Annotated in this window: 12 protein-coding genes; 4 read left to right on the top strand and 8 right to left on the bottom strand. The window is 54.9% G+C overall.

Going from position 1 to position 15244, the window contains the following annotated elements; translation table 11 throughout:
- Positions 1-24 precede the first annotated feature (24 nt).
- From IBX51_RS03970 to IBX51_RS03935, 8 genes are all read right to left on the bottom strand, one after another.
- Positions 25-705, bottom strand: a complete 681-nt coding sequence (locus IBX51_RS03970) for a HAMP domain-containing sensor histidine kinase (RefSeq protein ID WP_291828911.1) — start codon at positions 703-705, stop codon at positions 25-27.
- Positions 702-2348 carry a tetratricopeptide repeat-containing response regulator gene (locus IBX51_RS03965; protein ID WP_291828909.1) on the bottom strand — a complete coding sequence of 549 codons (1647 nt, stop codon included), beginning with the start codon at positions 2346-2348 and terminating at the stop codon, positions 702-704. The genes IBX51_RS03970 and IBX51_RS03965 overlap by 4 nt, the downstream gene beginning before the upstream one ends.
- Entirely contained in the window at positions 2345-5863 is a 3519-nt protein-coding gene (locus IBX51_RS03960) for a PAS domain-containing hybrid sensor histidine kinase/response regulator (RefSeq protein ID WP_291828907.1), read from the bottom strand. The genes IBX51_RS03965 and IBX51_RS03960 overlap by 4 nt, the downstream gene beginning before the upstream one ends.
- A 27-nt stretch (positions 5864-5890) precedes the next feature.
- Entirely contained in the window at positions 5891-6397 is a 507-nt protein-coding gene (locus IBX51_RS03955) for a hypothetical protein (protein ID WP_291828906.1), read from the bottom strand.
- Between the two features lie 103 nt (positions 6398-6500).
- The gene (locus IBX51_RS03950; RefSeq protein ID WP_291828904.1) at positions 6501-8270 is read right to left on the bottom strand and encodes a sodium:solute symporter family protein; all 1770 of its coding nucleotides are present in this window, start codon (positions 8268-8270) and stop codon (positions 6501-6503) included.
- A 6-nt stretch (positions 8271-8276) separates the two neighbouring features.
- Entirely contained in the window at positions 8277-8540 is a 264-nt protein-coding gene (locus IBX51_RS03945) for a DUF4212 domain-containing protein (protein ID WP_291828902.1), read from the bottom strand.
- A gap of 210 nt (positions 8541-8750) precedes the next feature.
- A complete protein-coding gene (locus IBX51_RS03940; RefSeq protein WP_291828900.1) occupies positions 8751-9458 on the bottom strand; it encodes a PolC-type DNA polymerase III in 708 nt (235 codons plus the stop codon).
- Between the two features lie 14 nt (positions 9459-9472).
- A complete protein-coding gene (locus IBX51_RS03935; protein ID WP_291828898.1) occupies positions 9473-11389 on the bottom strand; it encodes a putative nucleotidyltransferase substrate binding domain-containing protein in 1917 nt (638 codons plus the stop codon).
- Positions 11390-11587: 198 nt separating this feature from the next.
- On the opposite strand from IBX51_RS03935, the gene smrA reads away from it, so the two are divergent.
- From smrA to IBX51_RS03915, 4 genes are all read left to right on the top strand, one after another.
- A complete protein-coding gene (smrA, locus tag IBX51_RS03930; protein WP_291828897.1) occupies positions 11588-12169 on the top strand; it encodes a DNA endonuclease SmrA in 582 nt (193 codons plus the stop codon).
- 64 nt (positions 12170-12233) lie between these two features.
- Positions 12234-12434, top strand: coding sequence for a hypothetical protein (locus tag IBX51_RS03925; protein WP_291828895.1), 201 nt, complete (start codon positions 12234-12236; stop codon positions 12432-12434).
- A gap of 39 nt (positions 12435-12473) precedes the next feature.
- The gene (locus IBX51_RS03920; protein ID WP_291828893.1) at positions 12474-12962 is read left to right on the top strand and encodes a (2Fe-2S)-binding protein; all 489 of its coding nucleotides are present in this window, start codon (positions 12474-12476) and stop codon (positions 12960-12962) included.
- A gap of 1 nt (position 12963) precedes the next feature.
- Positions 12964-15162, top strand: coding sequence for a molybdopterin cofactor-binding domain-containing protein (locus tag IBX51_RS03915; protein WP_291828892.1), 2199 nt, complete (start codon positions 12964-12966; stop codon positions 15160-15162).
- The last annotated feature ends 82 nt before the right edge of the window (positions 15163-15244 follow it).

Genomic DNA, 15244 nt, shown 5'->3' with positions numbered 1-15244 from the left:
TATTTTTAGCTAATAGCTTCTCAATCAAGGAAGCCAGATTTCAAATACACCGCCACCGAATTTCCCGCCATTGTGAAGCTTGATAGAGCCAACTTTATCACCCTCACTGTGAAGCCTCGCAACGGAGGAAGCGAAGAACAGCCCCAGGCTGGTACTGCCACTTTTGAAATCGAGGGATTTGAAGCTGAGGGTGCCGGTGTGCTGCATGCTTTCAGGGTATCCTTGGCCATCATCCTCAACGCCGATCACCAGATAACCATCTTGTTCGCGGGCAGTCAGGCGTAGTTTGGTTCTGGTGTAGCGGATGGCATTGTTGATGGTGTTATTCAGTACCCCTGTCAGTAAGTCCTCGTCAAAGAATCCATTGATGTCGTCAGCCTCTATCATGTACTCAACACCGAGACCATCAAGCAGAGGTGTGTGACGTGCCAGATGGTCGGAAAGGAAATCGGGTACAAAATGCTCATCGATGTGGGCCGACAGGTTATTGTCACCGAGTCGATAGATACCAAGCAACTGAACCAGGTCATTGTGCACACGTTCTGCTTCGTACTGCAGCATGTTGAATTTATCGGAGCCCGCAAGAATCTTCTGGTGTTCGGATCTGAGCTCGTCAACCGTGTTCAGGAGCATGCCCAGGGAATTCTTCATGTCATGAACGGCTGAGGCAAGTACCATGGAGAAATCGATATTGTGGTCGGTCATTCGATCATTCCTTTCACTTTTCTGGTCAGGGCAAGGTAACGCCGGTATTGGCGATGCTGTTCCGGTAACGTGTCTAGTCGTTGCAAGTGCGCCTGACAGCGCGAAAGTAATGAGTGGTCAGCTGGTGCCTGATCGTGCTTTCGCAGTAATACCTGAACAAGGTTGAGGTTCAAAGCGGCGTGATCCGGCACGATTGCCAGGGCGCTGCTGAACGCATCAATTGCGCCATCCAGATCGCCGGACTCAAAGGCTGTGATGCCGTCGCGGTTATGGCCTCGGGCTTCAATCTTCTGGCGGAAACCGACGGGTTCATCGAGAAGGTTCTCAATTTTTTGAAGAACGTCGGCGTTATCGCTGTATCGCCCTGCCAAATCCGATAACAGCGCTTTGGCTTGATCGTCGTGACTCATACGGAACAATGTTTTGGCGTAGTCGAGGCCTAGGTCTGAGGGTATTTCCTCCAGTTTTTCAAGCTCTTGCCGGACACTGCCTAAGAGCTTTTCTGCATCGCGATGATTGCCCTGGCCGGCGTGTACCCGGCACTGAATAATTCGGCTTTTCACCGGAACACTCTCATCTTCTGTGAATCGCTTCTCCATCCGAGACAGTACACTCAGCGCTTCTGAAGCCTGCGCTGCACCGTCTTCTTCAGGGTGCCCTTCGCTCAAGTCTGACAGGCTCTGAGCCAGCGCCAGATAGTGGTCCGCATTGTCATGAATAGAATAGGTGCCGAGGGAAACGGTTTGCCTCCAGGCTTGAGAGGCCGTGTCAATGTCCTGATTTGCTCCAGCGAGCTCCGCCAAGTGTTTCTGACGAAGCAGGGCGTTGGGAGAATGCTCGGCGGCTCTTTCCAGAATCTGTTGAGCCGGTATCAATTTGCCTTGCTTCTCCAGGCCTTCGGCCAATAGATCATAGGCCTCCATATAATCTGGGTGTTTCTCAATCAGGGATTTCAAGCCGGTAACCGCCTGATCAAAGTTCCGGTTCTTCAGAAGAATCTTACAGCGGCCCAGACGTGCCCACGACAATTCACGCTGTGCGAGCACGTCTTCATAGACTTTCAGTGCATGGGAGAGGTCACCGACGAGAAAATACAGCTCCCCGAGCGTTTTCATCAACCAGGTCTTGTATCGGGGCTGCCTGGGGAGCATCTGAAGGCATTGTGAGATCGCTTCTGGGTAGTTCTCCCGGTCAATCTCACGAGTGATGGAGAGTAAGGCGTTTCGTTGCTGTATGAGCGCACCAAGCCGTTTTTCGAGCATCGCGCGATTCAGGGGCTTGGTGAGATACCCGTCAGGCTGATACTCCCTGGCGCCCATCACCATTTCCTTTGAGGTTTCGGCAGTGACCATAAGGAACAATGAAGACCGGTTCAGTAATTTTTTATGCCGCAGCTCTTCCAGTATATGCTGGCCATTTTTGCCTTCGCCGAGATTGTAGTCGCACAGCACAACATCAACGTGGTTGTACGTACAGTACTGAATGGCCGGTGTAGCATGGGCGACCAGCTCAATTTTATCGGCGCCACAGCTCCTGAGCATTTGTCGCATCGACAGGCGAAAGTTCTCGAAGTCATCAACAACCAGAAAGGTGAGTTTACCGAACGGGTTGATCGCGTCTTTTTTGTCGGTCTGCTGGTTCATGCGCGTTTCTGTTTGAGTAGTTTGTTGACGAGCGCTCGAAGAGCCGCCGGTTTAACCGGCTTGTAAAGGACTTGGTAGCCGCGATGAGTCGCGTCTTCGCGTACTTCCGGTGCCATGTATCCTGTGATGAGGATGCCTGGTATTGAATCGCCAAGTTGATCTCTGATGCTATCCATGGCATCCAGGCCGTTGCGATTATCATCCAGCTGATAGTCAGCAAGTATGATCTCTGGCGTTCGGTCTGCCACTTTTTCGAGTGCGTCTTCCAGGCTTTCCGCAGCGGTCACATCGCATTGCCAGTTGCCAAGCAAAGCCACCATGCCATGAAGTATGGCCGGATCATTGTCGATACACAGGACATGTAAACCACCAAGGCTGGCGACCCGGCGTGGACTGGCTCCGGGCTTGGTGGCCTCTATCCGGGTTTGATCGGGCGGGACAATGGGCACTGTGATACCGAATACACTGCCTTTGCCCTGAACGGAGTGGACCGTCACCGGATGATTCAGCATGCCGCTTATCCGATCAACAATAGCTAGGCCAAGTCCGAGCCCTTTCTTGTCACGCCCATGCTGAAACCGGCGGAACTCCTCAAACACATGGCTGAGCTGCTCTTCTGACATGCCAGGGCCAGTATCCCAGACTTCAATGCGTAAGTAGCCATTGAGACGACGACACCCCATGAGGATCTTGCCACTCGCGGTGTAGCGTATGGCATTTGACAAAAAGTTCTGCACGACTCTGCGCAGTAACTTGGCGTCTGTGCGAACCCAGGCCGTACTTGGTACCACATGTAGGTCCAGATCTTGATCCTGGGCAATGGCCGAGAACTCTGTGGCGAGGTGGCGCAGCAGGTCGTTGACGGGAAAGACGCCGATGTCGGGTTCGAGCGCGCCGGCGTCGAGCTTAGAAATGTCGAGCAGTGTGCTGATGATCTCTTCTGCCGCCCCGAGGGAGCTGTCGATGTGTTCGACCAGCTCTCGGGTATCACCCGCTATCACTTTGCCCGACAGAGCAGACGTAAACAGGCGTGCGGCATTTAATGGCTGCAGAAGGTCGTGGCTTGCGGATGCGAGAAAGCGGGTTTTACTCTGGTTTGCCTGCTCCGCAACGGATTTGGCCTTCAGCATTTGTTCGTTAATGACCTGCAGTTCCTGGGTACGCTCTCGCACCCGCTGTTCCAGATAGATGTTTGTTTCTTTGAGTGCCTGTTCGGTGCGGCGCATCGCAGTGATGTCCTGGAACGTGGTGACATAACCGCCACCCGGGATGGGGCTGCCATCAACTCTGACCACGGTGCCGTCCGGCCGTTGCCGTTCGTAAGACATGGGCTTGCCATTACGCATGCTTTCGCAGCGGTTTTCAATGATGTCGTCGATGCGTCTGGCCGACAGATTGGCATTGGTCAGGTTGTAGCGCATCAGGTCTTCAACCGGCCGGCCAACCCGGACATACCCTTTTGGATAGTGAAACAACTCCAGGTAGCGATGGTTCCAGACTACTAATTGTTGCTGATGATTGACCACCGAGACGCCCAGGCTGATGTTCTCGATCGCCGATTGCAGCAGTTCGCGGCTGAAGGTCATCGCCTGTGAGGCTTCGTCAACGATGCTGACGACATCCTCAATTTGCATGTCCCGCCCGGTGAGGGTGGATTCGAGTACTACACGAGCAGTTGATGCACCGATCACCGAGGCAAGCTGACGCTCTGTGTACTTCATTAAATGCGTGGATGCGGGCCGGTGAGGGTGTAGCCGTATGGCGTTTCTTCGCTCATAGTTGCGGAAGATGCTTTCTGAGCGCTCTTCACCCATGAACCGATCTGCCAATGCCTGCAGGTCTGAGGTCAGTATTTCGCCCTGCCAGCTCTGATGGTGGGCATTCTCGGGCTTGGCGTTGGCCTCATGGAAAAAAGTCGCAATCTGGATTTTCTCTCGAATGCGCTGCCGAGTGACCAGAGAAAGCAACACATAGGTGAGGGTATTGACCCCCAGGCTCCAGAGAATGCCATGGCTGATCTGATCCAGCTCAGAGCCAAAGAGTGCTGTAGGGCGGGTCCAGTTGAGGCCGAACAAGCCCTGTTCGATCAGGGTGTCTGATATCCAGCCGGTTGATACCAGCGCCGGCAGTAGCAGGGTGTAACACCACATGAGAAAACCGAGGCCGAGGCCCCAGGCGGCACCATGAAAGTTACCCCGCCGCCAGAGAATGCCGCCGACCAGAGCAGGCCCGAATTGTGCTGCTGCGGCAAACGAAAGCAAACCAAAGGCCGTTAAGCTGTAATCCGCCCCGGCCATTCGATAAAAGCCGTAGGAAGTAAACAGAACCACAAAAATGGCAACACGCCGAATGGTTAGTAGCAGAAAACTCAGGTCTGCTCGTCGATTCATGCCCGGTCGGAAGTAACGGAGCAGACCCGGCATGATGATCTCGTTGCTGACCATGGTGGCAATAGCCACCGAGCAGACAATCACCATGGCAGCAGCAGCGGAGCCACCGCCAAGGAAGGCCAGTACCGCGAGCCATTGTTGGCCAGCCTGGATAGGCAATTGCAGAATGATGATGTCAGGGTCGCCACCTGCTAACTCGGCGTTGAGCAGCCCGGCTGCAGCGATAGGCAAGACAAAAGCACTGGCGATCACCAGATAGATGGGCATGGCCCAGCGGGCTATCTCGAAGTCCCGGTGGTCGGCATTTTCAACGACCATTACGTGAAATTGTCGGGGTAGGCAGACAATGGCGAGCATGGCTACCAGGGTTTGGGTGAGAAACGCCGGTGTTTCCAGGGCGTCAGTGGTCAGAGTGCCGAGAAGATCTGCCTCTTTGGCTCTGGTGAAAAGATCACCAAAACCATTGTAGAGGCCATATCCGACGAACAGGCCAACGGCGACGAACGCGACCAGCTTGATCAGGGATTCAAAGGCTACGGCCTGGATCATACCCCGGTGATGTTCAGTGGACTCCAGGTGACGGGTGCCAAACAGCACCGTAAAAATGGCAAGAGCAAGAGTGATGTACCAGGCGGAGTCATTCCAGGCGGCACTGCTTAGTTCCTGGTAGCCGTCTCCGGTTGCTGTTAAGACGTTGAAGCCCAGGGCGATGGCTTTCAGTTGAAGTGCGAGGTAAGGAACGCTGCCAATGAGTGCAAAAATTGCCACCATGGCCGCCAGCAGTTGGGATTTGCCATAGCGGGACGCAATAAAGTCGGCAATCGATGTGCTGTTGTTGCGCTTGCTGATGTGAATGATCCGGCGCAGCAGAGGCGCAAAGAACAGGAAAACCAGCAACGGACCAAGATAAATAGGCAAGAAGGCAAAGCCTTCCTGGGATGCCCGGCCGACCGCCCCGTAGAATGTCCAGGAGGTAAAATAGACGGCCAATGACAAAGCATAGATATGAGTTCGCGCCAGTCTGCGACGGTAAAGCCCCGGGTGTCGGTCGCCGGCCCAGGCGATCACGAACAGCAAGGAAATGTAGCTAATAGATATGAATATCAGCAGCCAGGCGCTAATCATGTTTGATTGTTATCCGGTGATCGGCAGTCAACTGCCGCAAACAGTTTGATACAAGGGGTCCGAGGCCTCCAGCCGTTTCATGTTATCCACTCTTGGCGAGCCATTGGCATCCAGTGGTACCAGCTCCCGACTCTGGCAGTTGATCAGGTGGGCCCGGTGAGATACTGCATCTGTGACCGTTTGCTCGAACCGATACAAAGTAAAGCGAATGATGTTCCCGTCTTCGGTGTCCTGGCGCAATCCCTTGGTATCGACCGTCGAAAAGGCTGTGACGTAGGGGACAACAAAGGTCCAGGGTCTGAAAAAGATTTGTTCTTGCTCTGTGGCAACCACAACGGCTTCTTCAGGGAGCAAAGAACGTTTGTGGTCAAACCAGGTGTATTCTCCATAAACAAGGTAGCCAAGCATGCCAGCGCCGGCAAATACAGGGATGATCCATCGAGGCGCACGTTTTGCGGTGGCGGCCCGGATGCCAAGGGCAATACCTGCGGCACCAAGCCCACAAATAATGGTGGCAACAAAAGTCCAGAACATACGATTGGATTCCTCAACTCAAAAAAGAACGGGCTCCCTCACTGAGGAAGCCCGCTCGGTTTCAACCCGTCATTGTCATCAATGAATCAGGCTGTCTTTCAGCTTAGTGGTCTTGAGCGCTACCGGCACCGCGTGGGTAACGGACGCTTTCAACCAGCTCCTGGATTTCAATGGGCGGCTCGGCAGTCACTTTCGATACACTGAAGGCTACCGCAAAGTTAACCAGAGCGCCAACCGCACCGATGGACAGCGGGGAGATGCCCAATACCCAGTACTCAGCGGTATCCGGGAAGTTAGCTGTGCCTGGAATGAAGAACCAACCCTTGAACACGAAGATGTAGATCAGCGTGAACAGCAGACCGGACAGCATACCCAGGCTTGCGCCAAAGTTGTTCACTCGCTTGGAGAAGATGCCCATCATCAATGCCGGGAACAGTGAGGCAGCCGCTATACCGAAGGCGAGTGCAACCACCTGTGCGGCGAAGCCCGGAGGGTTTGCTCCCAGCCAGGTCGCGACCACTATGGCCACCGCCATAGAGATACGCGCCGCAAGCAGCTCGCCTTTATCGCTGATGTTGGGGTTGAGTCGGCCTTTGATCAGGTCGTGACTGACCGCGGAGGATATTGCAAGCAACAGACCTGCCGCCGTCGACAGTGCCGCAGCAAGACCACCCGCCGCAATCAGACCGATAACCCAGCCAGGCAAGTTGGCAATTTCCGGATTGGCCAGTACCAGGATGTCGTTGTTAACGGACAGTTCATTACCGTTCCAGCCACGTGCAGCGGCGGTATCGGCGAAGCCAGCATTGGAATCGTCATACAGCTGAATGCGACCGTCGTTGTTCTTGTCTTCAAATCTGATCAGACCAGTTTCTTCCCAGGTACGAATCCAGTCCGGACGCGCTTCGTACTCGATCGGTTGGGCAGAGGTGCCTTCCGGGTAGATGGTGGTCATCAGGTTCAGACGCGCCATGGAGGCAACAGCCGGAGCCGTCAGGTAAAGCAGGGCGATGAAGACCAGAGCCCAGCCGCCGGACCAGCGAGCGTCGGATACCTTAGGTACGGTGAAGAAACGGATGATAACGTGAGGAAGGCCGGCAGTACCGATCATCAGGGACAGAGTAAACAGAATCATGTTCAGCTTGTTGTCCACATCTGCGGTGTATTCCCGAAAGCCAAGGTCGGTGACCACTTGGTTCAGCTTTTCCAACAAAGGCAGGCCAGACTCAGTGTGGGTAGAGAACATACCGAACATCGGAATCGGGTTGCCAGTCAGCTGCAGGGAGATGAACACGGCCGGAATGGTGTAGGCGATAATCAGTACGCAGTACTGGGCAACCTGGGTGTAGGTGATACCTTTCATGCCACCGAGCACAGCGTAGATGAAAACCACGACCGCCGCGATGATTAGACCGTTAGTCGCTTCGACCTCCAGGAAGCGAGAGAAGGCAACACCTGCGCCGGCCATCTGGCCGATAACGTAGGTCAGTGATGCTACCAGCAGACAGATAACCGCGATCAGGCGGGCGTTAGGGCTGTAATAACGATCACCGATGAACTCAGGAACCGTGAACTTGCCGAACTTGCGCAGGTACGGTGCCAGCAGCATGGCGAGCAGTACGTAACCACCGGTCCAGCCCATCAGGAAGCTTGAGTTGGCGTAACCGCCAGCGGCAATCAGGCCCGCCATTGAGATAAAGGATGCCGCAGACATCCAGTCGGCGCCAATGGCCATGCCGTTGGTGACGGGGTGAACACCGCCGCCAGCGACGTAGAAATCACTGGTGCTACCGGCTTTTGCCCAGACGGCGATGCCGATATAGATCAGGAACGAGCCCCCTACGAAGAGGAGGTTAATTGCAAATTGGCTCATTGGTTCTTACTCCTCGTGTACGCCGAATTTTTCGTCGATTTTATTCATGCGCCAGGCGTAGAAGAAAATCAGAGCCATAAAGACCAGGATCGAGCCTTGCTGGGCGAACCAGAAGCCAAGATCTGTGCCGCCAATTGGGATGCCGGCGAGCATGGGGCGTAACAAAATGGCAAAACCGTATGAGACCAGAGCCCAGATGATCAGGCTCCCGAAGATCAGGCGAAGGTTCGCCTTCCAGTAGTTCTCAGCGTCGTAGCTATGACCTGACATACAAATCACTCCTGTATTGTTGTTGTGGAGGTTGGGTGGTTATTTTGTGGGTTAATGCGAATAGAGAATTTATTATTCATGTAGTGCTTCTCCGACTTGTTGTCTCCTCCGACTTTACTGGTCAATGGATTTAAGGATATTGGCAAATGGTCTAACTCTCAGTAACTTGCCCTTAAACAGGGCGGGCAATTGGGGCTTGGTTCCGGGTGGTTAATAGCGCTGCATGTTCTTTAAACGGCGCTGATAATGCAGCTTTTCAGCCAATTCTTTCAGAGTTTTGACGTTATTCTTCCGTGCTTTGTTCAGGGCGATGAGTGTCAGTTCTGCGGTTACTAACGCATCGGCTGCAGCGTGATGCCGTTCACTAACTTCGAGTCCAAAAAAGTCTGCCCAGTCGTCCAGGCCCCTGCCTTTCACGTTTGAATTTGGAAAGAGCGCCGGCAGCAGTTCTGCAACATCCATCCAGATATGGGGGCGGGCATAGCCGAGCTGCGCTTTTAGGGTCTTTTCAAGGAACTTTTGGTCGAAGGCTGAGTGGTAAGCAAGAACCGGGTCGCCATTCATCCACTCCAGGAGGTAGAGCAGGGCATCTTCCGTCTCATGACCCTGGGTGAGTGCCTCCGGGCCAATACCGTGGATCAGTACGGTTTCTCGGATGTCGAGCTCGGGCCTCCGTAAAATCAGGTCAAACTGGTCGTCCAGGTGAATGACGCCGCCTTCAATCGCGACGGCTCCAATGGCAATAACTTCATCTTTCGACGCGTTGAGCCCGGTGGTTTCAAGGTCCAGTACAATCAGCCTGCAACGTGATAGCTGTTGCTCGGCCACTGTCTTTGGTTCTGGCAAATTGCCGGGATCGTGATCGCCGATGGCGCCGCCTCGGCGCTGCGCCAGCCATTGCTTTATATATTCGAGCATGGTGATTCCAGCACCTAGAGTTGGTAAGTAACTTCCAGTTTTTGCTGAAGCCGCTGAGCCTGGCGGAACGATTCTCTCAGAATTCGACGGTCCAGCGGGTTCAGGTCGTCAGGGTCAATGTAATTGGTCAGCGGTTCGTCCCTGTCCAGCATTTCCTGGTGGGCTCGCATCCGGATGGCCTGGATCAGGCTGTAGGCCTCTTTCCAGGCGTTAGCGTCTTTAGCGTCAAATACGCCCTTCTTTGAGAGTTGTTCCATTCGCTCCAGCGTGTTGGCATTTTCAATGCCGTTGGCAAGGGCAAATACCCGGATTGACTCGACAAAAGGCGCCAGGCCCTGGCGCTTTAGGTCCAGAACATGCTTTTTTTCTTCGTTCAGGTATCGGAAATTCCGGAACATGGTTAGCGGCGGTTTGCGCTGGAGCGCATTCCCGGCCAGCATTTTCTGGAACAGAGCATTTTTACGTATTCGCGCAAGAACCCGCTCCAACAGGCGGTGAAGAGAGTCTGTGGGGCCGAAAACAGCGCGCATGTCCAGGAAGATTGATGAGTAGACCAGGTTTTGCGGGGTTGAGGCATCGATAAAGCGGATAAACCAGTCATCCCACTCGGCAACGCTCAGGCACAGTTTGGGATTGCTGGCCATGATGTTGCCTTTGCACAAGGTAAAACCGCATTCCGCCAGCTCGTCGTTGACCTTGCGGGCGAAAGGCAGCAGTTTTTCCCGTACTTGTTCCTCGGTCATGCCGTCAGGCGTTTCGAACAGAATGCCATTGTCCTGGTCTGTGAGCAGTGTTTGTTCCTGTCGCCCCTCACTGCCAAAGGTCAGCCAGGTGAAGGGAATGCCGGGGTCGTCTTTTTTCAGGTTGAGTTCCAGTACCCGTCGCACGGTGACGTCATTCAGGGTGGTGATAATCTTGACCACTTGCCCTGAGTCCGCGCCGTGAGCGAGCATAGAGTCAACCAGTCGCGATACATCTGCGCGCAGGCTGACCAGAGTGCGCAGGTGAGTTGCGGTGCCAATGGTTCGGGCCAGGTTGACCAGATCCACGCGCTGCAGGGAAAACAGATCTCTCTCTGAGACCACACCGATCAGCAGGTCGTTCTCATCCACTACACAGAGGTGCGCAAAATGATGCTCGGCCATCAGCATGGCGGCCTCAAACGCATCGGCCGTGGCCGGCAGGCGGCAAGGGTCTCGTGTCATCACCTGACGTATGGGGGTATCCAGCGGCCCCTTGGCTTCAGCAATCATCGTGCGTAAATCCCGCAAGGTGAAAATCCCGGTGGGATGACGGTTGTCGTCGGTAATGATGATGCTGCCTACGTTGTTTTCATGCATGCGGGCGACTGCCTTGTGCACCGGCAGATCTGGCGAACACACGATTGGGTTGCGCAGGGCATAACGTTCCAGCGGTGTGTCCAGGCTGTTGCTGGAACCAATGGATGCCATGGCGTTTGACTGAATGCGCTGGTTGACCTGATCCAGCAGGCTGCTTACCCCACGTAAACAGAAGTCGCGAAATGAATCACTTTCGGAAAACAGGGTGATGAATGCCTTTTGTTCGATGCTCAGGCAGAAGGTGTCACCCGAGGCCCGGTGCAGGGTTCGGGTGGGACGCTCGCCGATCAAGGCGGCCAATGGAAAGCATTCACCTTGGCTGATCTCGAAGGTGGTCTCGGCCCGGTCCTCTTTCTCGTTGTGGCGTTCGCCGCGGATCCGACCCTGCTTGACGATGTAAAAGCGCTTTACCACGCCGTCCTCTGGCGATAACACAACATCTTCATCGGCATAGAAGCGTAATGTGGCATGTTCGGCAAAATGGGCCAAGTGGGTGTCGTCCATGCTCGAGAAAGGCGAGTGCTCCCTCAGGAAGTTCATGATGGCCCTGGTATTCTGGGGGCGGGTTGTATCCTGATTTGCTGCAGCCATATCGCAATCCGTGGTGTGCCGGAGTTGGTCGGCCCGGGCCGATGCTCCGTAGTTATTGTCATACGTCTGAAGTGTAGTTCAGTGGTGTTGCATTCTGCCCTACGATTTTCGTCGCAGAGCAGCAGAGGGCTTTTCTTTATGGTAGTCCCCCTCAGTGGTAGAGTTCTGATACTTGTCAATCCATAAGCAGTTTCTCCCATGACCAGTAAAGATGAACGCTTGGCGTTTCTTGAAGAGATGAAAGATGTCCGGCGCATCCGCAGGCCGAATCGTGCCGAAGTGTCAGTGCCCAAAGAGCTGACACCCGGGCACTTGGAGCGACAGAAATCTGCGGTTGAAACGCCGATTCGGGATTTGAACCCTTTGACGTCAGACATGGTCGAGCCCCTGACTGCGCAAGACCTGCTGTGCTGGGTGCGCCCGGGTATCCAGCACGGTGTTTTCAAAAAACTCCGGCTGGGGCAATACCCGATAGAGGCGAGGCTGGATTTGCATCGAATGACTGTGGAACAGGCGCGTCGTGAGGTATTCGGCTTCATTAACGACTGCGTGCGTTACGGGCTGCGATCGGTGATCATTTTGCACGGCAAAGGCGAACGCAATCCGGACGGCATAGCCCAGTTAAAAAGCTACCTGGCGAAATGGTTGCCAGAACTCGACAGCGTGCTCGCCTTTCATTCGGCCCAGAAACACCATGGCGGCACCGGGGCGGTTTATGTCATGGTGCGTAAAGGTGACAGGGATAAACAGAACAACCGGGAAATCCACAACCGCCGGTAAGTTAGGCCGGTGAGTTAGATGGTGCCGGCGATTCGCGTGAGTATCTTCTTCTGAGGTAGTGAGTATGAACAAGCGTTCCTTGACGGTGGTGATGCTGGCGAGCCTTTTGGTGCTGGCTGGTTGTAAAGACAGAGTGATCTGGGATGACAATGGCAAGATCGAAAGCGCGACTCAAGATCGAGAAATATGGGATTCCCAAGGCAAAATGGATACGGGTGACCGTAAGATTTGGGTAGATAAAGATGGCAAGGAAGTCGTCAAATAAACGAGTTATTTTTGTGTGCAACAACAAAAGGAATGGGCCATGGCGTTCAGCCTGACCATTAATGGTCATAGACACACTGTTGAAGTTGACTCTGATACCCCCTTGCTGTGGGTGGTACGGGATGAAATAGGGCTAAAAGGTACCAAGTTTGGCTGTGGTGCAGGCTTGTGTGGGGCCTGCACCGTGCATGTGAACGGTCAGCCTGCGCGTTCTTGTTTAACGCCGGTTGAAATGGTTGATGGTGCCGATATCACAACCATTGAAGGTTTAGCGAACGACAGTCAGCTGCACCCTTTGCAACAGGCGTGGATCGACCAGGGTGTACCTCAATGCGGCTATTGCCAGTCCGGGCAGATCATGACAGCGGCGCACTTGCTCGCCAATAACCCGTCACCATCCCGTGAGGAGATTGTGAACGCAATGACCGGAAACCTGTGCCGGTGTGGTACCTATGCGCGGATTGTTGCGGCGGTGGAAGCCGTCGCTGGCGGCGTAGGCCATTATGAGCCAGCTGGGGAGGATGCCTGATATGACCATGAATCGCCGCGATTTTCTTAAAGTCAGTACCGGTGCTTCGGGCAGTTTGATCCTGGCGGTATCGCTACCTGGCTGTGCATCGGTTCAGACGGGTTTCCAGCCGGATACCGGTGAGTGGAAACCGGATGTGTGGCTCGAACTGACCCGCGATGACAACATTGTCTTTACCCTGGCCCGGGTAGAAATGGGTCAGGGCACCTACACCGGGTTGACCACCCTGATTGCCGAAGAGCTGGACGTAAACCCAGCCCGAATGAAAGTGAAATTTGCTCCGGTGGCTCCGGAATACCGCAACCCCCTGTACGGATTGCAGTTAACCGGTGCCAGTACCAGTCTTGCTACCAGCTGGAAACCTCTGCGTGAGGCGGGTGCTTCTGCCAGACAGATGTTGGTGATGGCGGCGGCCGGGGTGTGGGGTGTGGATGCCGGCGCCTGCACCACCGAGGACGGTCGGGTGGTGCATCCGAACGGTATTGATTCTTTGCGATACGGGCAGCTGGTGGAGTTGGCTGACAAAGAAGTGATCCGGGGTAAGGTTGCACTGAAACCACGTTCCGAATGGAAATACATCGGCCGCCAGGTTGGAAGGCTGGACGCTCGCGCCAAAGCTACCGGCAAGGCTGTATATGGGATAGATGTGGATCTGCCGGGCATGGTCTATGCCGTCATGACTCGCAGCCCACGATACGGCGGAGCTGCTAACGACTTCAATCGGAATGACATTATTGGCCTGCCCGGTGTGCGGGATGCGTTCATTACGGAGCGTGGCGTTGCGGTGGTTGCCAACAGCTACTGGCAAGCCAGAAAGGCTCAGCAGTCGTTGCAGGTGGATTGGGACTTTACCAAGGCTATTGATCTCTCGACCGATCAGGTTTTCGAAGGATACCGGCAGGCGGCCACGAACGACCCGGGTGCGAGGGAGCGGTCTGAAGGCAATGTTGACAAAGCCGCTGATCGGGCTACGAAAGTGATTGAAGCAGAATACGAGCAGCCTTATCTGGCTCACGCCACCCTGGAGCCCATGAACGCCACAGCGTGGTATCACGACGGGGGCATGGAGGTATGGGCGCCGACTCAGGCACCGGATCTGGGGCGAATTGCTGCCGCCAGGCACTCGGATCTGTCTCCCAGTGCTATCACCATCCACACAACGTTTCTGGGCGGCGGTTTTGGCCGTCGTTTAACGCAGGATTACATCGAAGAAGCCGCAGCCGTTGCTTATCAACTCAAAGTGCCAGTCAAACTGGTCTGGTCCCGTGAAGAAGATACCCGCCACGGTTTTCTGCGCCCGGCCATGCTGCACCGGATGAAGGGCAGCCTGAACGACGGCGAGTTGACTGGCTGGCACCACCAGGTTGTCGGTCCGAAGATACTGGACTGGTACGTTCGTAATGCGGCGCCCGCTCAATACCCCTGGGCTCCGAAGTTTCTTTACGACACCTTGGGAAGGGTTGGTCTGATGGCGGAAGGTATTGCCACGCCAAAAGATATATCGGCTATTGAGGGCGCCACTAGTTACCCGTATCAGGTGCCTAATGTCAGTGTTCGGCACACCCATACCGATCCCGGCGTACCGATTACCTGGTGGCGCTCGGTGGGTTATTCTCATAATGGTTTTGCGGTTGAGACCTTTATGGATGAGCTGGCCCATGAGTCTGGTGAAGACCCGGTGCAGTTTCGTCGGAAAATGCTGGATGCCGAGCCCCGCCATCGTGAGGTTCTGGACCGGGCTGCCAGGCTTGCCGGCTGGGACCAGCCTGCGCCCGAGGGGAGGGCCCGGGGCATAGCTCTGTTCCAGAGTTTCGGTACCTACGTTGCCCAAGTGGTTGAGGCCGGAATCGAGCAGGGTGAAATCAAAATCTACAAAGTGACCTGCAGCGTTGATTGTGGTCAGGTGGTTAACCCGAGGATCGTCGAGGATCAGATCGCCGGCGGCATCCTGTTTGGCCTGACCGCGGCGTTGTACGGTGAAATTAACTTTGATGGAGGCGAAGTGCGTCAGAGTAATTTTCACGATTACCGATTGCTGCAGCAGCATCAGGCGCCCGAGGTTATCGTGGACATCGTCGACAGTGACGCTGCGCCGACGGGCGTGGGTGAGCCTGGCGTGCCGCCGGTGATTCCGGCACTGGGCAACGCCCTGTTTGCGCTGACCGGAGAGCGACAGCGCCGGTTGCCATTGACGGCGTGAACCAAAGCGGTTTTCCGCAGGCCGTGGCCGCCCTATAATGGCGGCCACTTCGTGCCTGGCCTGGCTCGTACTAACCGGGAGA

It is taken from the genome of Marinobacter sp., from assembly GCF_014859525.1.
Lineage (GTDB): Bacteria > Pseudomonadota > Gammaproteobacteria > Pseudomonadales > Oleiphilaceae > Marinobacter.
The sequence above is the reverse complement of the archived record's forward strand: the minus strand, read 5'-3'. Positions and strand labels throughout refer to the sequence as shown.

What these genes read in the sequence shown, in the direction of transcription:
- IBX51_RS03970 (WP_291828911.1), bottom strand. Translation starts at nt 705, where the DNA reads ATGACCGACCACAATATCGATTTCTCCATGGTACTTGCCTCAGCCGTT.
- IBX51_RS03965 (WP_291828909.1), bottom strand. Translation starts at nt 2,348, where the DNA reads ATGAACCAGCAGACCGACAAAAAAGACGCGATCAACCCGTTCGGTAAA.
- IBX51_RS03960 (WP_291828907.1), bottom strand. Translation starts at nt 5,863, where the DNA reads ATGATTAGCGCCTGGCTGCTGATATTCATATCTATTAGCTACATTTCC.
- IBX51_RS03955 (WP_291828906.1), bottom strand. Translation starts at nt 6,397, where the DNA reads ATGTTCTGGACTTTTGTTGCCACCATTATTTGTGGGCTTGGTGCCGCA.
- IBX51_RS03950 (WP_291828904.1), bottom strand. Translation starts at nt 8,270, where the DNA reads ATGAGCCAATTTGCAATTAACCTCCTCTTCGTAGGGGGCTCGTTCCTG.
- IBX51_RS03945 (WP_291828902.1), bottom strand. Translation starts at nt 8,540, where the DNA reads ATGTCAGGTCATAGCTACGACGCTGAGAACTACTGGAAGGCGAACCTT.
- IBX51_RS03940 (WP_291828900.1), bottom strand. Translation starts at nt 9,458, where the DNA reads ATGCTCGAATATATAAAGCAATGGCTGGCGCAGCGCCGAGGCGGCGCC.
- IBX51_RS03935 (WP_291828898.1), bottom strand. Translation starts at nt 11,389, where the DNA reads ATGGCTGCAGCAAATCAGGATACAACCCGCCCCCAGAATACCAGGGCC.
- smrA (WP_291828897.1), top strand. Translation starts at nt 11,588, where the DNA reads ATGACCAGTAAAGATGAACGCTTGGCGTTTCTTGAAGAGATGAAAGAT.
- IBX51_RS03925 (WP_291828895.1), top strand. Translation starts at nt 12,234, where the DNA reads ATGAACAAGCGTTCCTTGACGGTGGTGATGCTGGCGAGCCTTTTGGTG.
- IBX51_RS03920 (WP_291828893.1), top strand. Translation starts at nt 12,474, where the DNA reads ATGGCGTTCAGCCTGACCATTAATGGTCATAGACACACTGTTGAAGTT.
- IBX51_RS03915 (WP_291828892.1), top strand. Translation starts at nt 12,964, where the DNA reads ATGACCATGAATCGCCGCGATTTTCTTAAAGTCAGTACCGGTGCTTCG.